Source organism: Streptomyces sp. NPDC054847, from assembly GCF_053610925.1.
Window position 1 is genome coordinate 1 of the sequence record NZ_JBSGZJ010000069.1, and the last position, 21,765, is coordinate 21,765.

The window sequence follows — 21,765 nt, forward strand, 5'->3', positions numbered from 1 at the left end:
GTGCCCGGGGCCACGGGGGAGCGGCGTGCGGCGGCCCGGCCGTGGTCCGGACGCGCGGCGGGCGGGCGGTTCGCCGTCGCCGCGACCGCCGCCGTCACGCTGGCAGGGATCCTGCCCGCCTCACAGGCCGCCGCCGCGCCGGTGCCCCGGATCGACCTCGTGGTGCTCGTCGTCGACGACGGGAGCGCGGCCGTCGACGCGATCGTCGCCGAACTGGCGGGCACCGGCGTGCCCCACCGGACGCTGGACCTGAACGACCCGGCCCGCCCCCGGGTCGACGCCTCCTTCCTCAGCGACACCGTGGACGGCCGCCCGCGCGCCAGGTTCCAGGGCGTCGTCGTGCCCGACGAGGACCCGTTCGGCGCGGACACCGCCGCCGGGGCCGCGGAGAACGCCGCCCTCTTCGCGTACGAGCGGACCTTCGGCATCCGGCAGGTCGACGCCTACACGTGGTCGCACCCGGGCGTGGGGCTGGAGTACGTCGACAACGGCGGTTACGCCGGCGTGCTGGACGGCGCGCGCAGCGCGGTGACCGCCGCCGGGCGTTCCGGAGTGTTCGGATACCTCGACGGGCCCGTCACCTTCGAGGACAACTCGCCGCTCGTCGCCGAGAGCTACGGCTACGCGGGCCGCCCCCGCGAAGGATTCACCAGCCTCCTCGACACGCCCGTCGGCGACGGCTCCTCACGCGCGAGCCTGATCGGCGAGTACACGCACGACGGCCGCAGCGAGCTGGTGGTCACCTTCGCGTACAACCGGCACCAGCGGCAGTTCCGGGTCCTCGCGCGCGGCATCGTCGAATGGCTCACCCAGGGCGTCCACCTCGGGCAGAGCCGCAACTACTTCTCCGTCCACATCGACGACGTCTTCGCGCCCGACGCCCGCTGGGACACCGCCCGCGACTGCACCCCCGGCGACATCGACTGCCCGGGCGGCGGCGACGGGGCCGGCGTGCCGATCCGGATGACCGCGGCCGACGCCGCGCACGCGGCCGCCTGGCAGCGGAGCGCCGGCTTCACCCTCGACATGGTCCACAACGCGGGCGCCGGCGAGGAGTGGAAGGCGGAGCACGGAGGCAGCGATCCGCTCACCGACCGGCTGCTCGCCGACAGGACGCAGTACCGCTGGATCAACCACACCTACACCCATCCGTTCCTCGGCTGTGTGCAGGACGCGTCCACCGTGCCCTGGAAGTGCGCGACGGACACGGCGGGCAACACCCGCTGGGTGGGCCGCGCCGAGATCTCCGCGCAGATCCGCGACAACCACGACTGGGCCGTGCGCAAGGGCCTCCCCGTCGACCGCACCGAACTCGTCACCGGCGAGCACTCCGGCCTGAAGACCCTGCCGCAGCAGCCGGTGGACAACCCGAACCTCGCCGGCGCCCTCGCCGACAACGGGGTGAAGTGGATCGCGAGCGACAACTCCCGCGAGCCGCGGCAGCGCCCGGTCGGCGCCGCGCAGACGGTGCCACGGCACCCCATGAACGTGTACTACAACGTCGGCACCGCGGCCGAGATGACCGACGAGTACAACTGGATCTACACGGCTGCCGCCGACGGCGGCAGCGGAGTCTGCGAGACCGACGCCGCCTCCACCTGCCTGCCGGAACCGCTCGACACCGCGACCGGCTACGCCTCGTACATCGTCCCGCAGGAGGCCCGCACCGCCCTCGGCCACGTCGTCGCCAACGATCCCCGCCCGCACTACGCGCACCAGTCGAACCTCGCCGAGGAACGCCTCCTGTACCCCGTGCTCGACAAGGTGCTGGCCGACTACCGCGCCCTGTTCGCCGACACGGCCCCGGTCGTCAACCCCGGCCAGCGGGAGGCCGGTACGGAACTCCAGCGGCGCGCCGCGTGGGAGCGGGCGCTCGCGGACGGCAGGGTCACCGCCTACCGCGTCGGCGGCACGGTCACCGTGAAGGCCCCCTCCGGTGTCGCCGCACCCGTCACCGCACCGGAAGGCACCCGCAAGCAACGGCTGCTGACCACCACGGTGTTCGGCTCCGCCTACGCCGGGACGCGCTCCGAGTGGGCCACGCCCGAACTGCTCCAGTCGGCGATCACGCTCAGGCTGCCGTCCTGACCCGACGGCACGAACCGGGCACAGCCGACCACCGTCCTGGGGGGACACCATCCATGCCGAGCTGCGGCCGTCATGTCACCATGCTCACCGAAGGCACCTATCCGCACGCCCACGGCGGCGTCTCAACCTGGTGCGACCAGCTGCTGCGCGGAATGCCGGAGGTCGACTTCCAGGTCGTCTCCCTCACCGGCGGCGGACGCGAACCGGTCACCTGGGAGATGCCGCGGAACGTCTACCGGCACACGGTGTTCCCGCTGTGGGGACCGGAGCCGGCCCGCCGCCGGCTGCCCCGGGGGGAACGCGAGCGCTTCCTCGGCCTCTACGAACACCTCCTGCTGTCGATCCTCGACCCGTCGGCCGGCTGCGACTTCGGCGAGGCGCTGGACGGCCTCGCCGGCTACGCACGTGCCGGGCGGCTGACGACGGCGCTCCGCTCCGAGTCCGCGCTGCGGTCCCTGATGTGGACATGGGCCATGCCGCACCTGGAACTGTCCGCCGCCCGGCCCACCGTGCACGACGCCCTCACCGCCCTCGACCTGCTGGAGCACACCCTCCGGCCGCTCGCCGCCCCGATACCCGACGACTCCATCGCCCACGCCGTCAGCGGCGGCCTCGCCACCCTGCCGGCGCTGGCCGCCCAGCACTTCGACGGTGCGCCGTTCCTGCTCACCGAGCACGGCATCTACCTCCGCGAGCGCTACCTCTGGTACCGCGGCGAGGGACAGCGGGCGCCGGTGAAGGCGCTGATGCTGGGCTTCTACCGCGAGCTCAGCGCGCTCGGCTACCGGCGCGCCGACCTCATCACCCCGTGCAACCAGTACAACCGCCGGTGGGAGAAGCGGGGTGGCGCGCCCGACGACCGCGTCCGCACCGTCTACAACGGGGTCGATCCGCACGCCTTCCCCGACGCCGGCCCGGAACCGGACGTGCCGACCATCGCCTGGGCCGGCCGCATCGACCCCATCAAGGACCTCCGGACACTGATCCGGGCCTACGCGATGGTGCGCGCCGAACTCCCCGACGTACGGCTCCGGCTGTTCGGCGGCGTCCCCGCCGGCGGCGAGGCGTACCGCACCCGGATGGAGAAACTCGCCGCCGAGCTGGGGGTCGTGGACGGGATCAGCTGGGAGGGGCGGGTCGGCGACGTGGCCCGCGCCTACGCGTCGGGGAGCGTGGTGCTGCTCTCCTCGATCAGCGAAGGGTTCCCCTTCTCGCTCATCGAGGCGATGTCGTGCGGCCGTGCCACCGTGTCCACCGATGTCGGCGGTGTCCGGGAGGCGGTCGGCGACACCGGCCTCGTCGTACCGACGCGTGAGCCCGCGCTGATGGCGGAGGCGACGCTCGGCCTGCTGCGGGACGCCGGACGGCGGGCCGAGCTCGGCCGGCTCGCCCGTCAGCGGGTCGTCGACCGGTTCACGCTCCGGCGCTCGGTGGACGCGTTCCGCCGGATCTACCTCGAACTGGCCGGGTTCCCGGAGCCGGTGACACCGCCGGTCGAGGTCGCGGAGGTCGCGGACGTGGCGGGGCTCGCGGAGACCGCGTCGATCGCAGAGGCGGCCCTGCGGTGACCGGAGCGCCCCCCGCGGCCCCGGCCGACCCGCTCGGTGAACTCGCCCACCGCATGGACGGCGTGATCGCCCGTGCCGTCCACCCCGACGAGATCGCCGCCGTCCTCGAATCGGACGGCATGACGGACGACCACATCCGCCGCATCTACGGCCGCGCCGACTCGTTCGCGCTCGCGGAGGCGCTCTACCAGAGGGTCCCGCGGCGCTACCCCGATCCCTCGCCACCCGCCGCCGACCCTTGGTGGACCGGGCTCCTCGGCTGCCTGCTGCGCGGCCTCGTCTTCGCCCTTCCGGGCCTCGCGTACGTGCCGGCCGCCCCGCTGCTCGCGGGCGCGGCCCTCGGCCCGCTGCTGGCCGGCGCGCTCACCGGCTGGGCGTGGAACCAGGCGCTGTCCCACCGGGCCCACTCCTGGCTGGCACTCGGCGACCGGCCCGCCGCCCTTCGCTGCCTGCGCACGGGCACCGCGGCGGGCGCCCTGCTGAGCACAGCGGCGGCCGGCGTGTGCGCCGGGCAGGGCCAGTGGCACGCCGCGGTGTTCGCGTCGGCACAGGCGCTGTACGTGTCGGCGGCGACGGCCCTGCTGGTGCTGGGCCACGAACGCGCGCTGCTGTGCGCGCTCCTGCCGACGGCCGGGGGCACGGCCGTGACCCTGCTCCACGACCTGCCGCCGTGGTCCCGGACGACGCTCCTGCTGGCGTCCCTCGCGGCGGCCACGGTCCTGGCGGTCCGCGTCACGCGCCCCCAGCCGGGCGCGAGCGGCCGTGTCCGTCGACCGGCCCGGCGGGCGCGGGCCCGGACCGGAACTCCGACGGCACGGGCCCGGCTGCCCCACCGGCCACGGGTCCTCGCCTCTCTGCCCTACGGGGTGTTCGGACTCGGTGCCGGAACCCTGGTGCTGTACACCGCTCTCGGGGACGTGCTCGCGGGCCGTACGGGCGCGGCTGTCGCCGCACCGGCCGCCGTGGCGCTGACCTTGAGCATGGGCCCCGCCGAATGGCTGCTCCGCCGCTTCCGCGGCGGGACCGTCGCCGGACTGTACGCGAGCACCACACGCGGCGAGTTCCGCCGGTGCACCGCCGCCGTCCTCGCGGAGTGTCTCTGCGGATATCTCGCGATCCTGTTCGCCGTCGCGGTGGCCGGGACCGTGCTGTGGCCCGGCGCCCCGGCGCTCGACGGGGTGCGGTCGGCCACCCTGCTGCTCGTCGGCGCGGTGCTGTGGACCGGTCTGCTGCTCCAGTCGTCCGGAGCGGCGAGCCAGGCCGCGGCGGTCTGCGCCGGGGCCGCCGCCGTGCAGACCCTCGGGCTGCTCACCGGCACCGGCGGCCCCGCGACGGTGGGGCTGTGCGTGGCCGTCGTGTCGGCCTCCGTGCTCGCCGTGCTCGTCTGTGTTCTGCTGGGCCGTGCCACCGCCCACCGTCTCTGACCCGGGAAGCGCCCGTGAAAAGCCTGTTGGTGCCGTTCTACGAGCACCCCGCCGACCGGCCGGACGCCTGGGACGCCGTCGTCGCGGCCGCGTCCCGCCTCTACGGCGTCGTCCTCAATCCGGCCGACGGGCCCGGTACTTCACCCGACCCCGCCTTCGCCGCGGTCGCCGGCCGACTGCGGCGGGCGGGAGTGCGCGTACTCGGCTACACCGACACGGACTACGGTCGGCGCCCGCACGCCGACGTCGTGCGGGACCTGCTGCGCCACCGGGACTGGTACGGCGCCGACGGCGCGTTCCTCGACCAGGTCTGCTCCGGGGGCGAGACCCTGGCCCACTACCGGCGGCTGGCGACGGAGGCCAGGTCGGCGGGCGCGGCCACCGTGGCGCTCAACCACGGTGTGCACCCCGACCCGGGCTACGCCGAGTTCGCCGATCTGCTGGTGACCTTCGAGGGCCCGTGGGACGCGTACCGGGCCGCCGGCATCCCGTCCTGGACCGCGGCCCACCCGCCGGAACGGTTCTGCCATCTCGTCTACGCGGCCCCGCCCGGCGCCTGCGCCGGCGCCGCGGTCCACTGCGTCGTCCCGGGAACCGGCGCCCACCCCTGGGGCACCCTCCCGCACCGTCTGGAGCCCGTCCGGTGAAACGTTCGCCCTTCCTCCTGCCTGTCCTGCTGCTGGTCCTGCTCGCGGGATGTACGAGCGGGCCCGACGACGACGCGGGTGGACCGACGCTCCCTCCCCGGCCGGTGAGGCCCGCCGGGGAGCGGTGGCTGCCCGGTACCGGCCTGGCGTGGCAGTGGCAGCTCAGCGGCGGCCTCGATCCGACCGTCGACGTGCCGGTCTACGACATCGACGGCTTCGACCATCCGGCCTCCGCCGTCGCCGACCTGCACCGCCGCGGCCGCAAGGTCATCTGTTACCTCTCGACCGGCGCCTGGGAGGACTTCCGCCCCGACGCCGACCGTTTCCCGAAGTCGCTGCTCGGCCGCGGCAACGGGTGGGAGGGCGAGCGCTGGCTCGACATCCGCCGCACCGACCTCCTCGAACCGCTGATGGCCGAACGCCTGGACATGTGCAGGGACAAGGGCTTCGACGCGGTGGAGCCCGACAACATGGACGGCTACGCCAACCGCACCGGCTTCCCCCTCACGGCCGGCGACCAGCTTCGCTACAACCGCCTGATCGCCCGCCTCGCCCACGAACGCGGCCTGTCCGTCGGCCTCAAGAACGACCTCGACCAGATCCCCGAACTGGTCGGCGACTTCGACTTCGCGGTCAACGAACAGTGCGCCGAGCACGACGAGTGCGCGGCGCTCAGCCCGTTCGTCCGCGCGGGCAAGGCGGTCTTCCACGTCGAGTACGAGCTGCCGACACGGGAGTTCTGCCCCACGACGCGGGCGCTCGGCCTCAGTTCGATGCTGAAGAAGTACGACCTGGGGGTGTGGCGCGAGCCCTGCCCGTGACCGGGCGCGTCAGCGGGAGAGCACGTAGCAGCTGGCCACCGGGACGCCGCCCTCGCCCCAGCCGTCCTCGCCGGGCCAGGTGAACCAGTATTGGTCCTTCTTGACGGACTCCCGGGTCCAGACGTCGGGCGCCGCCCCGAACGCCTGCCCGCACTTCTCGCTCGCGTGCCGCTTCGCCTCCTCGGCGCCGGGGTGGTCGAGGGAGAATGCGGAGTGGCCGAACACGCGGGCGTCGTGGGGCTGTTCGCACGGGATCGCGACGACCATGTCGAGTACCCGCGTCCCGGTGTTGAGATCGGCGCATGCGCCGGGCTTCAGTTCGCTGATGGGCCTGACGGTTTCCTTGGCGGGCAGGTTCCGCTCGGACGCCGGCGGCATGGCCGGCGGCGAGGCCCCGAGGCCGCTCACCACCAGGGTGGCGTGCAGGCCGGTGATCGAGCCGAGGGCGCTGTCCTTCCTGTCGAGCAGGGCGGACAGGTCCGCCTCCGCCCGGGTGATCCGCCCCTGCGCGTCCACTGCCAGGGTGAGCGAGACCGGCGCGTCGGTGACGTCCGGGATCGACCTGACCAGTTCCTTCCGAAGGTCCGGGGAGAACATGCCGAGGGCGTTGAACGCCGTCAGTTTCGCCCGGTACAGGCGGCCTCCGCCGTCGCCCGCCGACTGCTTCACGTCCTGGGCGCCCGACACGATCTCCAGCATCGTGCCGCCGAAGGCCGCTTCCGCGCCGCGCAGCGCGTCGATCGTGCCACCGCTGCCGAAGGGGTCCGACTCGTCGTAGCGCAGCCAGTAGGCGGCCTCGCCGGAACGGATCCGGATGGTGGCCGGGTCGATCGCGACACGGGACCGCGCGGGCGAGCGGCCTTCACCGAGCCGGGTGCCGAGAAGTGCGTCCTGGGCCTCTGCGGGCAGGCCCTCTGCGACCTTCCAGGCCAGGGAGCCCGCCGCGCGGCCGCCGGGGAAGTCCAGCCGTCCCTCGGACGTCTGCGTGGTGTCACCGTGCTCCGACGTGAACGTCAGCGTCTGCGTGAAGCTCGCTGTGGCCGCCGCCTGCGTGGCGAGCAGCGCCTGGCGCGGTTGCTGTTTCAGGGCCGCGTCGAAGACCGGGTGCGCGGGGGCCTGCTCCTTCGCGGAGCAGGCGGTCAGAAGCACGGCGGCCGCGGCGGCCGCGGCGAGTATCGGAAGACGAGGACGTGTGATCACGTCGTTTGGACCGCCCGCTTTCCGGTGGGGTTGTACGCCCCAGGGTCAAGGAACGGGAAAATGTCAGCGCAAAGTCAGTGCCACCAGTGCCACCGTGCCCGCCGTCTCCGCGAGCGCCCCGAACACATCGCCCGTCACTCCGCCGAAGCGCCGCACGCAGTGCCGCAGCAGGAGGTGGGCGGCCAGCAGACCGGCCGCCACCGCGAGGGCATGGTGCAGTGCCCCGTACAGGCCGAAGAGCGCGCCCGCGCCCGCCGCGCAGAGGCCCACGACGGCGCCCACGGCGAGCCCGGCCCGCAGTGGAACAGCCCCCGCGACGGCGGCCCCGAGGCCCTCGGGACGGGCCGGCGGGACACCGGGCCGGCAGGCGAGGGTCAGCGCGAGACGGGCGGTCACGGCAGTCAGCGCCGCGGCCGTCGCGCCCAGCGCCCAGCTCCGCGCGTACAGTTCGGCCAGCGCCGCGACCTGCCCGAGCAGCACGAACAGCAGCGTGATCACGCCGAACGGCCCGATGTCGGACTGCTTCATGATGCGCAGCGCGTCCTTTGCGGGCCTGCCGCTGCCGAGCCCGTCCGCCGTGTCCGCGAGACCGTCGAGATGCAGCCCCCGGGTGAGTACGGCCGGAACCGCCGCCGTGGCCACCGCGGCCAGGAGCGGCCCCGAACCCAGCAGTGCCAGGAGCCCGCCGGCCGCCGCGGCGGACAGCCCGACCACGAGCCCCGCGAGCGGCGCGCACAGCATCCCGGCACGCGCGGCGTCGCGGTCCCAGCGGGTGACGCGGACGGGGAGCACGGTGAGGGTGCCGAAGGCGAAACGTATGCCGTGCGCAGAGGCCGCGGCGGCGGTCCGAGGAGTCATCGCGCGAAGGGTAGCCCGAGCCCCGTGACGGTAAATTGCGCATAACGGGCGAAGCGTCCTGAACGGGAGCGGGTGGCATGGGTCACTGGTTTTACCGCAACATCCTGGAACCCGGGAAGCTGCCGATGCTGCTCGCGCTGGCCTCGTTCGTGGTCACGTTCCTCAGCACCCGGATGGTCACCCGGCTGATCAGGGCGGGCAAGGGGCCGTTCAAGAACGTCACTCCCGGCGGCATGCACATCCACCATGTGGTGCCCGGGGTCCTCCTCACCGTGGTCGGCGGCTTCGGTGCCGTGGGCAGCGGCAGACACGGCGTCGGAGCCGCCGTCTGCGCGGTGATCTTCGGGATGGGAGCCGGGCTGGTCCTCGACGAGTTCGCCCTGATCCTCCATCTGGACGACGTCTACTGGACCGAACAGGGCCGCAAGAGCGTCGAGGTCGTCGTGATGGCCACCGCCCTCGCGCTGCTGGTACTCGGCGGCTCCGTACCGCTCGGCGTCGACGGGCTGACGCCGGACGAACGCCAGAACCGCGCCGCCGTGATCCTCACCGTGGTGGGCAACCTGCTCTTCGCCCTGATCACCCTCCTCAAGGGCAAGGCCAGGATGGGCCTGCTCGGCGTGCTCGTGCCGGTGGTGGCGCTGGTCGGTGCGGTACGGCTCGCCCGCCCCGAGTCGTACTGGGCCCGCAGGTTCTACCGGCGCCGCCCGAAGGCCCGTGCCAGGGCGCGACTGCGTTCGGTCCGCCACGACCGGCGCTGGGCGGGGCCGCGGCGGGCGTTCCAGGACCTGATCGGCGGGGCACCGGACCGGGTGCCGCCCCGCGACCCGTGACCGCGGAGCCTCCGACTCCGGCGCCGCCCGCCGTGATCACCGCCTGCCTTCCAGAGGCCGGCGGTGCATCGACCGTGGCAGGCCGGGGGCTTCCAGGAATCGGCCCCGCCGGCGGCGAGCCCGATCATCAGCGGACCGGGTCCCCGCCCGGCGTCACCGCGCCTCGGGCTCCGCCGCCTCCGGCTCCGCCTCGGACGCCGCCTCCGGCTCCTTTGGACCGGGCCGCTCCGGCAGCTCCGCCGCCAGCGCGGCAGCCGCCTGCACCAACGGGAGCGCGAGCAGCGCGCCCGTCCCCTCGCCCACCGTCACGCCGTGGTCGAGCACCGGATTGAGCGCCATCCGGTCCAACGCCTTCGTCTGCGCCGGCTCGCCGCTCACCTGGCCCGCGATCCACCAGTCCGGCGCACGGAACGCCGCCCGCTGCCCCACCAGCGCGCAGGCCGCCGACACCACACCGTCCAGGATCACCGGCATCCGGCGCACCGCGCTCTGCAACAGGAACCCGGTCGTCGCCGCCAGGTCCGCGCCGCCCACCGCCGCCAGCAGCTCCAGCTGATCGCCCAGCACCGGCCGGGCGCGCCGCAAGGCGTCCCGGATCGCCGCGCACTTGCGCATCCAGGCCAGATCGTCGATGCCCGCCCCGCCGCGGCCCGTCACCACGGACGCGTCCGTGCCGCACAGCGCCGCGATCAGCGTTGCCGCCGGCGTCGTACCGCCCACGCTCAGGTCACCGAGAACCACGAGATCCGTACCCGAGTCGGCCTCCTCGTCGGCGATCGCCATGCCGAGGCGCACCGCCTGCTCCGCCTCCTCGGCAGTGAGCGCGTCCTCGATGTCGATACGGCCGCTGCCGCGCCGCACCCGGTGACGCGACACCTCCTCCGGCAGCAGACCCGGGTCGCAGTCCAGACCCGCGTCGACGATCCGCACCGGCACACCCGCCCGGCGGGCCAGCACGGCCACCGGGCTCGCACCCTCCAGCACGCCCCGCACCAGCCGGTGCGCCGTGCCCGACTCCCGTGCCGACACGCCCAGTTCCGCGACACCGTGGTCGCCGGCGAACAGCACCGCGCGCGGCCGCTCGATCGCCCTCACGGGGACGGACGCCTGCGCGGCGGCGAGCCACTCGCCCAGCTCGTCGAGACGGCCCAGCGCACCGGGCGGCACGACCAGCCGCTCCCGGCGTTCCTCGGCGTCACGCCGCGTACCGCTGTCCGGGCGCTCGATCAGATCGGAGAAGTCGTCGAGATTCAGCCTGCTCATTCGCCGAACAGTACCGGCACCCGCCGACGCGCGGACGGCCAGCCGGGGACCGTGCCGGAACGGCCCGGCCCCGCCTCGAGCGGACCTCAGCCGCGGAGCACCAGCGCCTGGCCCGCGACCACCAGCAGCACCTGCTCGCACTCGTCCGCGAACGCCGCGTTCAGCCGGCCCAGCTCGTCGCGGAAACGCCGCCCGGACGCCGTGGCCGGGACCACCCCGGAACCCACCTCGTTCGTCACCGCCACGACCGTACGGGCCGTCGCCCGGACCGCCGCGACCAGCTCGCCGACCCGCTCCCGCAGCGCCCGCTCACCCTCCGCGGCCCACCGCTCGTCGTCCCAGGCGCCGGCTCTGTCCATGGCGTCCGTCAACCACAGCGACAGACAGTCGATCAGCAGCGGCGGCCCCTCCGCCTCCAGCAGCGGCACCAGATCGCACGTCTCCGTCGTACGCCACGAACCAGGACGGCGCTCACGGTGCGCGTGGACCCGTGCCGCCCACTCCGCGTCTCCGTCCCGGGTCCCGCCCGTCGCCACGTACAGCACGTCCGGGAACGCCTCCAGCCGGCGCTCCGCCTCCAGCGACTTCCCCGAACGCGCCCCGCCCGTCACCAGAGTCCGCCGGGGCACGTCCGGCACCGCGTGGTACTCGCCGACGATCAGCGTCGTCCCGTCCGGCACCGCACGGGCCCCCGCGGCCGCCAGACGACGGGTCAGCTCGGGGCCGCCCTGGGCGTCATGGTCCAGATGCACGGCGACCACGTCCGTCGTCGCCCCGACCGCCCCCGACGCCCGCAGCCGGGCGATCGCGTCCGGACGGCCCACGACGTCGGCCACGACCATCTCGTACGCGGCCAGCCCCTCCGCGAGACCCGCAGGGGCTGCGCCCGGCGGCAGATACAGCAGCCGGTCACCGTCCGGGGACGTCACCTCGTAACCCGTGCCCGGGTTGTCCATCGGCAGGGCCCGCACCCGGTGCCCGCTGATCAGCGTCAACTCCCGCCCGTCCGGCACCCTCCCCGCCGTCGGAAGCCCCGCCGGCAGATCCAGGGGCGGACCGTCGTGAGGGTGCGTCAACAGCACCTGCCGTACGCCCACGAGCGAATGCCCCGCACGCGCCGCGGCGAGCGCGGCGCCCGGCGTCAGATCCAGAAGCAGCGCCCCGTCCACGAGCAACGCGGTCGCCGCCCGCGCCTCCGGGCCGCGGGCGGTGGCGCACACGGCGCAGGGGCAGTCGGGTCGGGGGAGGCCGGCGGGAGCGCCGGTGCCGAGCAGAGTCAGTTCCACGCCTCTGATCCTGCCGCCTCGCCCCGAGCGGTGCGCGCCCGGCTACGCTGCGGGCAGCAAACTGATCAGCTTGCCCTAGGGACGTGGGAGGCGCACATGGCGTGGACGTGGCGGTTCGAGAAGTCCGACGGTACGGAGGTCCAGCCGGCGGTGGAGCCGGAGGAGTTCACGACGCAGGGCGACGCGGAATCCTGGATCGGCGAGCACTGGAAGGAACTCCAGGAGGGCGGGGCGGACCAGGTCGTCCTCTCGGAGGACGGCACGAAGATCTACGGCCCGATGAGCCTCCACGAGTCCTGAGCCCGCGCTTGTGCCGGGCCCGGCCGGGGGTGTGACGCCCTCGGGCCGGGCCCGGCGCTCGTTTCGACCCGTCAGGTCTCGCCCAGCGTGACCGTCACCGCCCGCTCCCGCCCCCCTCGTTCCACCGTCACCGAGACCTCCTCGCCCGGTCGTTTCGAAGCCAGCGCCTCCGCGAGGGACGTCATCGTCGCGATCTCCGCGTCGTCCAGCTTCGTGATGATGTCGCCCGCACGGATCCCCGCCTTCGCCGCCGGGCCGTCGGCGGCCACGGAGACCACCGCGACGCCCGAAGGGCGGTAGTCGTCGTCCAGGAGGGTGCGGCCCGTGATGCCGAGGGCGGCCCGGCCGGAGTCCCTGACCTCGCCGTACTTGATGATCTGGTCCGCGACCGTCCGCACCATCGAGACGGGGATCGCGAATCCGATGCCGGGTGCCGTGCTGCCTTCGAGGCCGGGGTCGGACGCCGCCAGCGTCGGGATGCCGACGACCTCGCTGCTCAGATTGACGAGCGCGCCCCCGCTGTTGCCCGGGTTGATCGCCGCCGAGGTCTGCACCATGTTGCCGATGGTCGCCCCGGTCCCGCCGCCCTCTCCGCTCGCGCTGACCGTGCGGCCCACGGCGGAGACGATTCCCTGGGTGACGCTGCTCGACAGTCCGAGCGGCGACCCCATGGCCAGGACGATCTGGCCGACCGCGACCTCGGAGGAGTCACCGAAGCGGGCGGCCCGGAGGCCCGGGGGGACGTCGTCGAGCTTGACGACGGCGAGGTCCTGCTCGGGGAAGGCGGAGACCAGCGTCGCGGTCAGCGGCTGTTCACCGGTGGCGACGGTCACGTTGAAGCGCTCCGTCCGGCCCACGACGTGCGCGTTGGTGACGATGTGGCCCTTGTCGTCGTAGACGATGCCGGAGCCCAGGCTCTCCCCGGCCTCGATCTGGACGACGGAGGGCAGCACGTTCGCGATGACCTCGCGGTAGCCGTCCTCGAGCTCGCTCGTGGTGACCGGGGCGGCGGCGGCACGGGTGGAGGACCGGGGCTCGGGCCCGGAGGCCGGCGAGCAGCCGGCGGCCAGGGCGGCCACACAGAGAACGGCGGTCGCGGTCGCCGGCAGCCGGAGGGCACGACGGGCCGGGCGGGGAGGTGCGTCCATGCCCGGAGTATCCCTACGGCCGCCCGGCCGGTGCCTGCGGTGCGCCGCCGATCAGGGGGCGGCGGCCGGAGTCAGATCCGCCGCACTCCGCACAGGTGCAGCAGTGCCGCCACCCCGCGGTACGGGTCGGTGCGCCCGGCGCGCTCCTCCAGCGTCAGCACCTGGTGCAGCTCGTCCGCGGCGGGGAGTTCGACGTCGTTGCCGATGTTGTCCGTGAAGATCCGCACCCCGTACCAGGCGTGCAGCGGCGCGGCGATGCCGTCCAGCGTCGCCGTGAGCGCCTCGAGCCGGTCGGCGCGCACCTTCAGCCCGAGGCGGTTGGTGTAGGTCTGGGTGTCGAAGGCGTCCAGCGCCGTCTGCCAGTCCCCGGCCGCTCCGGGCCGCATGGCCAGCGCGTCGCCGTTGCGGACGAGCAGGGACAGCAGCCCGCCCGGCGCCAGCATCCTGGCCAGACCGGCGAGCAGCCCGTCCGGCTCCTCCACGTACATCAGCACGCCGTGGCAGAGGACCACGTCGAAGCTGCCCGGCAGGAAGTGCACGCCGGTGTCCCGGCCGTCGCCCTCCACGAGCCGGACCCGCTCGCGGATACCGGCGGGCTCGCCCGCCAGTGCCTCACGGGCGGCCTTCAGCATCACGGCGTCCGACTCCAGGCCGGTGACCGTGTGCCCGGCGCGCGCCAGACGCAGGGCCTGGGTGCCCTGGCCCATGCCGACGTCGAGCACCCGCAGCCGCTGGCCGACGGGATACCGCGACGTGATCTGTTCCTCGAGCTGCCGGGCCACCAGCTCCTGGCGGACGGTGTTGCGCAGACCGCCGGCGCCGGCCAGCCAGTTCGCGGACGCCTCCGGCGTGAAGCCCCCAGGCTGCGACGAATCGGTGCTCAGGGCCGCTCTCCGCGCTTGACCTGCGGCTTGGGCAGGCGCAGCCGACGCATCTGGAGCGTACGCATCAGACCGTAGGCGACGGCTCCGCGCTTCGGCTCGTTCGGGAAGCGCTCACGGAGCTGCTTCTTCAGACGGATCGACAGGCCGATCGAGTCGACGACGATCAGCACGATCACGCCGAGCCAGAGCAGCAGCGCGATGTTCTGCAGCTGGGCGACCCGGACCATGCTCAGCACCAGGATCACCACCGCGAGCGGCAGGAAGAACTCCGCGATGCAGAAGCGGGAGTCGACGAAGTCGCGGACGAAGCGCCGCACCGGGCCCTTGTCGCGGGCCGGCAGGTAACGCTCGTCGCCGCTGGCGAGAGCCTCCCGCTGCCTGGCCAGGTCGGCCCGGCGTGCCTCACGCTGGCGCTTCATCGCCTCCTTGCGGTCCTGCGGCGCACCACTGGAGGCACGACGGCGCTGGCCCTGTGCCTCACTGCGCTTAGGCGTCGGGCGGCCCTTGGGGGCCTCGGGGTCGCGGGGCTGCTTGGAGAGGTCCGCCGTCACCTTGCCGGTGGGGGCCTTCTCTTCCTTGGAACGGCTACGGAACACAAAACCCAAGGGTACGGGTTGCCGGGCATGGACCCCACCCCGGTGGGGAACGATCCCGCAACGGCGTGCGTCCGTAAGGGACAGAACGGGACGGCGGGTACAGCTCCCCTGACAGCCACCTACTCCTTGCGCCGGATCGGAGCCGTACGCAGTCGTCCTTGGGGATGAGCGCATCCGCGCTCGAACAGTGCGGTAATGGATGCAGGGCCCGTACTGTGGGTTCTGTTGGAGTGCTGAAGCCGTAGTCCGTCAGAAGGGGGCGCGCGAAGCCCATGAGCGGTGTCATGAAGCGTATGGGGATGATCTTCCGCGCGAAGGCGAACAAGGCCCTCGACCGGGCCGAGGATCCGCGCGAGACCCTCGATTACTCGTACCAGAAGCAGCTGGAGCTGCTTCAGAAGGTCCGCCGCGGAGTCGCCGACGTGGCGACCTCCCGCAAGCGCCTCGAGCTGCAGCTGAACCAGCTCCAGGGACAGTCCTCGAAGCTCGAGGACCAGGGCCGCAAGGCGCTGGCCCTCGGCCGTGAGGACCTGGCCCGCGAGGCACTCTCCCGCCGTGCCGCGCTGCAGCAGCAGGTCACCGACCTCGAGACCCAGCACCAGACCCTCCAGGGCGAGGAGGAGAAGCTGACGCTCGCCGCGCAGCGGCTCCAGGCCAAGGTGGACGCCTTCCGCACCAAGAAGGAGACCATCAAGGCCACCTACACCGCGGCACAGGCACAGACCCGGATCGCGGAGTCCTTCTCCGGCATCTCGGAGGAGATGAGCGACGTCGGCGTCGCGATCCAGCGCGCCGAGGACAAGACCGCCCAGCTCCAGGCGCGGGCCGGCGCGATCGACGAGCTGCTCGCCTCCGGTGCCCTCGACGACCAGTCGGGGCTGGCGAAGGACGACATCCAGGCCGAGCTGGACCGCCTCTCCGGCGGCACGGACGTCGAGCTGGAGCTCCAGCGGATGAAGGCGGAACTGGCCGGCGGCCCGGCGTCGAAGCAGGCGATCGAGGGCGGTGCGGCGGGCTCGCAGGACGCCACGCAGCAGCAGAACAGCCCGCACAAGTTCGACAAGCAGTGACCGTCAGTACGGACCGGCACGGAGAGTAAGGACTCGTCATGATCGTACGGATCATGGGGGAGGGCCAGGTGGAGGTGGCGGAAAGCCACCTCGCCGAGCTCAACAAGCTCGACGACGAACTGCTCGCGGAGATGGAGAGCGGCGACGGGGCCGGCTTCCGCCAGACCCTGCACGCGCTGCTCGAGAAGGTCCGGGAGCTGGGGGAGCCACTGCCCGACGCCTCTCTCGAACCGTCCGAACTGATTCTCCCCGCGCCGGACGCGACGCTGGAGGAGGTCCGTGACCTCCTCGGCGAGAGCGGCCTGATCCCGCCGGTGGCGTAGCGGCCGGCGCCCGCGCCCGCACTCCAACACGCGCGCCCCTTTGGTACCGGCTGCGCCCTCTTCTTGAACGGGGGGCGCGCCGGTCTCTCCCCGACCGTGCCCCCGAAGCGGAACGGTGCCGCTTCGCGGAGCCTTCCCCTCCCGCTCCTTCCCGGAACCGGGCCCCGCCGGGACCCGTTGCGGGGCAGGCCCCGGACCCTCGCGCCTCGATCTCCGGTTCCGCGCGGCGGTCGCACCCGCCACCGTGCTCCGCCACCCCTCTCCCACGCCGTAACGTTGCCTGACGTGACCCCATTCGCCGCCCGGTACGACCGCGTCCGCAACTGGCTGCGCGCGCACCCGCTGGCGCTGGACGGCGCCCTCGCCGTGGCCGCGTTGATCTGCATGGTGGCCGGCTCCTTCGCCGATCCGAACGGGCCGCACGGCCCCACCTTCGGCACCCGCACACCCGACGCGCGCAGCGCGGTCCTGATGCTGGTCGCCGCCGGAGCGCTCGTCTTCCGGCGGCGTGAGCCGATGGGCGTGCTGCTGGTCACCGGCGCGGTGTCCGTCGTGGAACTGGTGGCGGGCGACCCGGCCGCGCCCGTCGCGATGAGCGCCGTGATCGCCCTGTACACCGTCGCCTCCCGTACCGACCGTCCGACCACCTGGCGGGTCGGCCTGCTGACGATGACCGTCCTGACCGCCGCCGCGATGGCCTTCGGCTCGAGCCCCTGGTACACGCAGGAGAACCTGGGCGTCTTCGCCTGGACCGGTATGGCGGCCGCCGCCGGTGACGCCGTGCGCAGCCGGCGCGCTTTCGTCGACGCCATCAGGGAGCGGGCGGAACGCGCGGAGCGGACACGGGAGGAGGAGGCGGGGCGCCGGGTCGCCGAGGAGCGGCTGCGGATCGCCCGCGACCTGCACGACGTCGTCGCCCACCACATCGCGCTGGTCAATGTGCAGGCAGGGGTCGCCGCCCACGTCATGGACAAGCGTCCGGACCAGGCCAAGGAGGCGCTCGCGCACGTACGGGAGGCGAGCCGCTCCGCGCTGAACGAACTGCGCGCCACCGTCGGGCTGCTCCGCCAGTCCGGGGACCCGGAGGCGCCCACCGCACCCGCGCCCGGTCTCGCGGTCCTCGACGAACTGGTCACCACGTTCCGTCAGGCCGGCCTCCCCGTGGAGGTCGCCCGCGCCGACGACGGCGACCCGGCGCCGGCGGCCGTCGACCTGGCCGCGTACCGGATCATCCAGGAGGCGCTGACCAATGTGCGGAAGCACGCCGGGAAGGACGCCAAGGCCGAGGTGAGCGTGGTGCGGGTCGGCTCGACGCTGGAGGTCACCGTCATCGACAACGGCCCCGCCGACGCGGCCGGTCCGTCCGACGGCGGCGGTCACGGTCTGCTCGGCATGCGGGAGCGGGTCACCGCCCTCGGCGGCACCCTCACCGCGGGACCCCGCTACGGAGGCGGCTTCCGTGTGCAGGCGATACTGCCGCTCAAGGTGCGGGCCGTCCGCGCGGGGGAGGACACATGACGATCAGGGTGCTGCTCGCCGACGACCAGACGCTGCTGCGCAGCGCGTTCCGGGTCCTGGTGGACTCGGAGCCGGACATGGAGGTCGTCGGAGAGGCGGCCGACGGCGCACAGGCGGTGGCGCTGGCCCGCTCCGAGCGGGCCGACGTGGTCCTCATGGACATCCGGATGCCCGGCACCGACGGACTCTCCGCCACCCGCGAGATCAGCGCGGACCCGGAGCTGTCGCACGTACGGATCGTCATGCTGACGACCTTCGAGGTCGACGAGTACGTCGTGCAGTCGCTGCGGGCCGGTGCCTCCGGCTTCCTCGGCAAGGGCGCGGAACCGGACGAACTGCTGAACGCCATCCGGGTCGCCGCCGCCGGCGAGGCACTGCTGTCGCCCGCCGCGACCAAGGGGCTCATCGCCACCTTCCTCGCGCAGGGCGGAGCGGCGGACGACGGCCGGAACGCCGGGGACTTCTCCGAGCGGCTCTCGGCGCTCACCGTCCGCGAGCGCGAGGTGCTGGTGCTGGTGGCCGGCGGCCACTCCAACGACGAGATCGCCACCCGGCTCGAGGTCAGCCCGCTCACGGTCAAGACCCATGTGAACCGCGCCATGGCCAAGTTGGGCGCCCGCGACCGCGCCCAGCTGGTGGTCACCGCGTACGAGTCGGGACTGGTACGTCCAAGGGTGGAGTGAGCCGGCGGGCGTGCGTACTCCAGCTGCGGTATGCGCGGCGTGAGGAACGGGACCTGGGGGCTAGGGAAGGGCCCCTACTCGTGGCCGAAGGTATAGGCGGGCCTCTGTGCCCGTCCCCGCGCAAGCCACAGAAGAGAGACCCCATGTCCTGGCTGTCCAGATTCAGCCTGTCGCAACGGGCCCTGATAGGGCTGATGTCCATCGTCGCGATCGTCTTCGGTGCGATCGCCGTCCCGCAGCTCAAGCAGCAGCTCCTGCCGTCCATCGAGCTTCCGATGGTCTCGGTGCTCGCCCCCTACCAGGGCGCGTCGCCCGACGTCGTCGAGAAGCAGGTCGTCGAGCCGCTCGAAGCGAGCATCAAGGCCGTCGACGGCATCGAGGGCATCACGTCCACGGCCAGCGAGGGCAGCGCCGTCATCATGGCGACCTTCGAGTACGGGGACGGGGGCAAGCAGCTCGTCGCCGACGTCCAGCAGGCCGTGAACCGGGCGCGCGCCCAACTGCCGGACGAGGTGGACCCGCAGGTCATCGCCGGGTCGACGGACGACATCCCCACCGTCGTGCTCGCCGTCACCTCGGACAAGGACCAGCAGGCGCTCGCCGACCAGCTCGAGCGGACCGTCGTACCCGCGATCGAGGACATCGAGGGCGTGGGCCAGGTCTCGATCGACGGCGTCCAGGACCTCCAGGTCTCCGTCACCCCCGACGACCGCAAGCTCGCCGCCGCGGGCCTGAACACCATGGCGCTGTCCGAGGCGCTCAGGACCGGCGGCGCCACGATGCCGGCCGGGTCGTTCTCCGAGGAGGGCAAGAGCCGCACGGTCCAGGTCGGCGGCGGCTTCACCAGCCTGCAGCAGATCGAGGACCTGCGGATCGTGCCCGCGCAGGGCACGAAGGGCAAGCCCGTACGCCTCGGCGACATCGCGACCGTCGAGCAGACGGAGGCGGGCCGGGTCTCCCTGACCCGCACGAACGGCAGGCCCAGCCTCGCCGTGCTGGCCACCATGGACAACGACGGCAGCGCCGTCGCCATCTCGGAAGCGGTCCAGGACAAGCTGCCCGGTCTGCGCGCCGACCTCGGCGCGGGCGCGGAGCTCACCGTCGTCTCCGACCAGGGCCCGGCGGTCTCCAAGTCGATCTCCGGCCTGACCACCGAGGGCGCGCTCGGCCTGGTCTTCGCGGTCATCGTGATCCTCGTCTTCCTCGCGTCGCTGCGCTCGACGCTGGTCACGGCGGTGTCCATCCCGCTGTCCGTCGTCCTCGCGCTGATCGTGCTGTGGACCCGTGACCTGTCGCTCAACATGCTCACCCTCGGCGCGCTGACCATCGCGATCGGCCGGGTCGTCGACGACTCGATCGTGGTCCTCGAGAACATCAAGCGTCACCTCGGCTACGGCGAGGAGCGGCAGAGCGCCATCATCACCGCGGTGAAGGAGGTGGCGGGCGCCGTCACGTCCTCCACGCTGACCACAGTCGCGGTGTTCCTGCCGATCGGTCTCGTCGGCGGCATGGTCGGCGAACTGTTCGGCTCGTTCTCGCTGACCGTCACCGCCGCGCTGCTGGCATCCCTGCTGGTCTCGCTGACCGTCGTCCCCGTCCTGTCCTACTGGTTCCTGCGCGCCCCCAAGGCAGTGCAGGGCCTGGACCCGGAGGAGGCCCGGCGGAAGGCGGAGGAGAAGGAGGCGCGGAGCCGGCTCCAGCGGATGTACGTCCCCGTGCTGCGCTTCGCGACCCGCCGCCGCCTGACGAGTGTCGCCCTGGCGGTCGTGGTGCTGTTCGGCACGTTCGGCATGGCCGGACTGCTCAAGACGAACTTCTTCGACCAGGGCGAGCAGGAGGTCATGTCCGTCAAGCAGGAACTGCCGCCCGGCACCAGCCTCGAGGCGGCCGACGCCTCCGCGAAGAAGGTCGAGCAGGTCCTCGCGGGCGTCGACGAGATCAAGGACTACCAGGTCACCGTCGGCTCCTCCGGCTTCATGGCGGCCTTCGGCGGCGGCACCGGCGCCAACCAGGCGTCGTACCAGCTGACGCTGAAGGACTCGGCGTCGTACGAGAAGGTCCGCGACCACCTCGACGAGGAGCTCGGCAAGCTGGACGGCGTCGGCGACACGACGATCGCCGCCGGTGACGGCTTCGGCAGCCAGGACCTGAGCGTCGTGGTGAAGGCGTCCGACTCCGACACCCTCCAGAAGGCGTCGGAGGCGGTACGGGCGGAGGTCGCGAAGCTCGATGACGTGACCGACGTCCAGAGCGACCTGGCCCAGTCCGTGCCGCGCATCTCCGTCAAGGCCACGCCGAAGGCGGCCGACGCGGGCTTCACCGACGCCACGCTGGGCATGGCCGTCGGCCAGGCCGTGCGCGGCACCCCGTCGGGCAAGGCCATCCTGGCCGACACCGAGCGGGACATCGTCATCACCTCCGCCAAGCCGGCGAAGACGATGGAGGAGCTGAAGGCGCTGCCGCTCGGCCCGGTGAAGCTCGGTGACATCGCCGAGGTGAAGCTGGTCCCCGGCCCGGTCTCGATGACCCGGATCGACGGCTCGCGGGCCGCGACGATCACGGCGAAGCCGACCGGTGACAACACCGGCGCGGTGAGCACCGCGCTTCAGTCGAAGATCAACGCGCTGGACCTGCCCGAGGGCGCGACCGCCTCCATCGGCGGCGTGTCCGAGGACCAGGAGGAGGCGTTCCTGAACCTCGGTCTGGCGATGCTGGCCGCGATCGCGATCGTCTTCATGCTGCTGGTGGCGACGTTCCGGTCGCTGATCCAGCCGCTGATCCTGCTGGTCTCCATCCCGTTCGCCGCGACCGGCGCGATCGGCCTGCTCGTCGCGACGGGCACGCCGATGGGCGTGCCGGCGATGATCGGCATGCTGATGCTCATCGGCATCGTGGTCACCAACGCGATCGTGCTGATCGACCTGATCAACCAGTACCGGGCCCAGGGCCTCGGCGTGGTCGAGGCGGTCGTCGAGGGCGGCCGGCACCGGCTGCGCCCGATCCTCATGACGGCCCTGGCGACGATCTTCGCGCTGCTGCCGATGGCGCTCGGCGTCACGGGCGAGGGCGGCTTCATCGCCAAGCCGCTGGCCGTGGTGGTGATCGGCGGCCTGATCACGTCGACGCTGCTGACCCTGCTGCTGGTGCCGACGCTGTACGCGATGGTGGAGCTCCGCAAGGAGCGGCGCCGGGCCAGGCGTGCGGCGAAGCGCGAGGCCGCGAAGCCCGCGGAGACGGACGAGACGGCCCTGGAGC

19 protein-coding genes are annotated in these 21,765 nt (G+C 73.0%); 12 read left to right on the forward strand and 7 right to left on the reverse strand.

Annotated elements, in window-relative coordinates; all coding sequences use genetic code 11:
- Positions 1-99 precede the first annotated feature (99 nt).
- From ACWGH4_RS10845 to ACWGH4_RS10865, 5 genes are read left to right on the forward strand one after another with little or no spacing between them, the layout of a single operon-like run.
- Complete coding sequence (locus ACWGH4_RS10845; protein WP_453458475.1) at positions 100-2,088, forward strand: hypothetical protein; 1,989 nt, start codon at positions 100-102, stop codon at positions 2,086-2,088.
- A 53-nt stretch (positions 2,089-2,141) separates the two neighbouring features.
- Positions 2,142-3,656, forward strand: coding sequence for a GT4 family glycosyltransferase PelF (gene pelF / locus ACWGH4_RS10850; protein ID WP_453458434.1), 1,515 nt, complete (start codon positions 2,142-2,144; stop codon positions 3,654-3,656).
- Positions 3,653-5,080 carry a hypothetical protein gene (locus tag ACWGH4_RS10855; protein ID WP_453458437.1) on the forward strand — a complete coding sequence of 476 codons (1,428 nt, stop codon included), beginning with the start codon at positions 3,653-3,655 and terminating at the stop codon, positions 5,078-5,080. The genes pelF and ACWGH4_RS10855 overlap by 4 nt, the downstream gene beginning before the upstream one ends.
- A 14-nt stretch (positions 5,081-5,094) precedes the next feature.
- Complete coding sequence (locus tag ACWGH4_RS10860) at positions 5,095-5,727, forward strand: spherulation-specific family 4 protein (RefSeq protein WP_453458440.1); 633 nt, start codon at positions 5,095-5,097, stop codon at positions 5,725-5,727.
- A complete protein-coding gene (locus ACWGH4_RS10865) occupies positions 5,724-6,548 on the forward strand; it encodes an endo alpha-1,4 polygalactosaminidase (protein ID WP_453458443.1) in 825 nt (274 codons plus the stop codon). The genes ACWGH4_RS10860 and ACWGH4_RS10865 overlap by 4 nt, the downstream gene beginning before the upstream one ends.
- A gap of 9 nt (positions 6,549-6,557) precedes the next feature.
- Here the strand turns inward: ACWGH4_RS10865 and ACWGH4_RS10870 are convergent, their stop codons facing one another.
- Both ACWGH4_RS10870 and cobS read right to left on the reverse strand, forming a co-directional pair.
- On the reverse strand, positions 6,558-7,748 hold the full coding sequence (locus ACWGH4_RS10870; RefSeq protein WP_453458446.1) for a hypothetical protein: 1,191 nt from the start codon (positions 7,746-7,748) through the stop codon (positions 6,558-6,560).
- Positions 7,749-7,811: 63 nt separating this feature from the next.
- Positions 7,812-8,606, reverse strand: coding sequence for an adenosylcobinamide-GDP ribazoletransferase (cobS, locus tag ACWGH4_RS10875; RefSeq protein WP_453458450.1), 795 nt, complete (start codon positions 8,604-8,606; stop codon positions 7,812-7,814).
- A 77-nt stretch (positions 8,607-8,683) separates the two neighbouring features.
- On the opposite strand from cobS, the gene ACWGH4_RS10880 reads away from it, so the two are divergent.
- Positions 8,684-9,439 carry a hypothetical protein gene (locus ACWGH4_RS10880; RefSeq protein WP_453458453.1) on the forward strand — a complete coding sequence of 252 codons (756 nt, stop codon included), beginning with the start codon at positions 8,684-8,686 and terminating at the stop codon, positions 9,437-9,439.
- Between the two features lie 153 nt (positions 9,440-9,592).
- Here ACWGH4_RS10880 and cobT read toward each other — a convergent pair whose 3' ends face one another.
- Positions 9,593-10,702 (reverse strand): nicotinate-nucleotide--dimethylbenzimidazole phosphoribosyltransferase, encoded by a 1,110-nt coding sequence (gene cobT / locus ACWGH4_RS10885; RefSeq protein ID WP_453458456.1) that lies wholly within the window; start codon positions 10,700-10,702, stop codon positions 9,593-9,595.
- A gap of 86 nt (positions 10,703-10,788) precedes the next feature.
- A complete protein-coding gene (locus tag ACWGH4_RS10890; RefSeq protein ID WP_441262627.1) occupies positions 10,789-11,988 on the reverse strand; it encodes a bifunctional adenosylcobinamide kinase/adenosylcobinamide-phosphate guanylyltransferase in 1,200 nt (399 codons plus the stop codon).
- Between the two features lie 96 nt (positions 11,989-12,084).
- On the opposite strand from ACWGH4_RS10890, the gene ACWGH4_RS10895 reads away from it, so the two are divergent.
- Positions 12,085-12,288, forward strand: a complete 204-nt coding sequence (locus tag ACWGH4_RS10895; protein WP_453458459.1) for a hypothetical protein — start codon at positions 12,085-12,087, stop codon at positions 12,286-12,288.
- A 71-nt stretch (positions 12,289-12,359) separates the two neighbouring features.
- Here ACWGH4_RS10895 and ACWGH4_RS10900 read toward each other — a convergent pair whose 3' ends face one another.
- The 3 genes from ACWGH4_RS10900 to ACWGH4_RS10910 form a co-directional block, all read right to left on the reverse strand.
- On the reverse strand, positions 12,360-13,436 hold the full coding sequence (locus ACWGH4_RS10900; protein ID WP_453458462.1) for a S1C family serine protease: 1,077 nt from the start codon (positions 13,434-13,436) through the stop codon (positions 12,360-12,362).
- A 71-nt stretch (positions 13,437-13,507) separates the two neighbouring features.
- Positions 13,508-14,221: a methyltransferase domain-containing protein gene (locus ACWGH4_RS10905; RefSeq protein ID WP_441263148.1), complete on the reverse strand. Its 714-nt coding sequence runs from the start codon at positions 14,219-14,221 to the stop codon at positions 13,508-13,510.
- Between the two features lie 95 nt (positions 14,222-14,316).
- Positions 14,317-14,916, reverse strand: a complete 600-nt coding sequence (locus ACWGH4_RS10910) for a DUF3043 domain-containing protein (RefSeq protein WP_441262624.1) — start codon at positions 14,914-14,916, stop codon at positions 14,317-14,319.
- A 272-nt stretch (positions 14,917-15,188) separates the two neighbouring features.
- Between ACWGH4_RS10910 and ACWGH4_RS10915 the strand changes: the two genes are divergently transcribed.
- The 5 genes from ACWGH4_RS10915 to ACWGH4_RS10935 all read left to right on the forward strand — a co-directional run.
- Positions 15,189-15,986: a PspA/IM30 family protein gene (locus ACWGH4_RS10915; RefSeq protein ID WP_078535378.1), complete on the forward strand. Its 798-nt coding sequence runs from the start codon at positions 15,189-15,191 to the stop codon at positions 15,984-15,986.
- 38 nt (positions 15,987-16,024) lie between these two features.
- On the forward strand, positions 16,025-16,309 hold the full coding sequence (pspAA, locus tag ACWGH4_RS10920) for a PspA-associated protein PspAA (RefSeq protein ID WP_441262623.1): 285 nt from the start codon (positions 16,025-16,027) through the stop codon (positions 16,307-16,309).
- 276 nt (positions 16,310-16,585) lie between these two features.
- Positions 16,586-17,827 carry a sensor histidine kinase gene (locus ACWGH4_RS10925; RefSeq protein ID WP_453458468.1) on the forward strand — a complete coding sequence of 414 codons (1,242 nt, stop codon included), beginning with the start codon at positions 16,586-16,588 and terminating at the stop codon, positions 17,825-17,827.
- The gene (locus ACWGH4_RS10930; protein WP_441262621.1) at positions 17,824-18,510 is read left to right on the forward strand and encodes a response regulator; all 687 of its coding nucleotides are present in this window, start codon (positions 17,824-17,826) and stop codon (positions 18,508-18,510) included. The genes ACWGH4_RS10925 and ACWGH4_RS10930 overlap by 4 nt, the downstream gene beginning before the upstream one ends.
- Positions 18,511-18,653: 143 nt before the next feature.
- The coding region (locus ACWGH4_RS10935) for an efflux RND transporter permease subunit (RefSeq protein ID WP_453458472.1) at positions 18,654-21,765 on the forward strand (3,112 nt) is incomplete at its 3' end.

Excerpts from the sequence above, each read along its gene's own strand:
- pelF (WP_453458434.1), top strand. The coding sequence starts at position 2,142 with ATGCCGAGCTGCGGCCGTCATGTCACCATGCTCACCGAAGGCACCTAT.
- cobS (WP_453458450.1), bottom strand. The coding sequence starts at position 8,606 with ATGACTCCTCGGACCGCCGCCGCGGCCTCTGCGCACGGCATACGTTTC.
- ACWGH4_RS10880 (WP_453458453.1), top strand. The coding sequence starts at position 8,684 with ATGGGTCACTGGTTTTACCGCAACATCCTGGAACCCGGGAAGCTGCCG.
- cobT (WP_453458456.1), bottom strand. The coding sequence starts at position 10,702 with ATGAGCAGGCTGAATCTCGACGACTTCTCCGATCTGATCGAGCGCCCG.
- ACWGH4_RS10895 (WP_453458459.1), top strand. The coding sequence starts at position 12,085 with ATGGCGTGGACGTGGCGGTTCGAGAAGTCCGACGGTACGGAGGTCCAG.
- ACWGH4_RS10900 (WP_453458462.1), bottom strand. The coding sequence starts at position 13,436 with ATGGACGCACCTCCCCGCCCGGCCCGTCGTGCCCTCCGGCTGCCGGCG.
- ACWGH4_RS10915 (WP_078535378.1), top strand. The coding sequence starts at position 15,189 with ATGAGCGGTGTCATGAAGCGTATGGGGATGATCTTCCGCGCGAAGGCG.
- pspAA (WP_441262623.1), top strand. The coding sequence starts at position 16,025 with ATGATCGTACGGATCATGGGGGAGGGCCAGGTGGAGGTGGCGGAAAGC.
- ACWGH4_RS10930 (WP_441262621.1), top strand. The coding sequence starts at position 17,824 with ATGACGATCAGGGTGCTGCTCGCCGACGACCAGACGCTGCTGCGCAGC.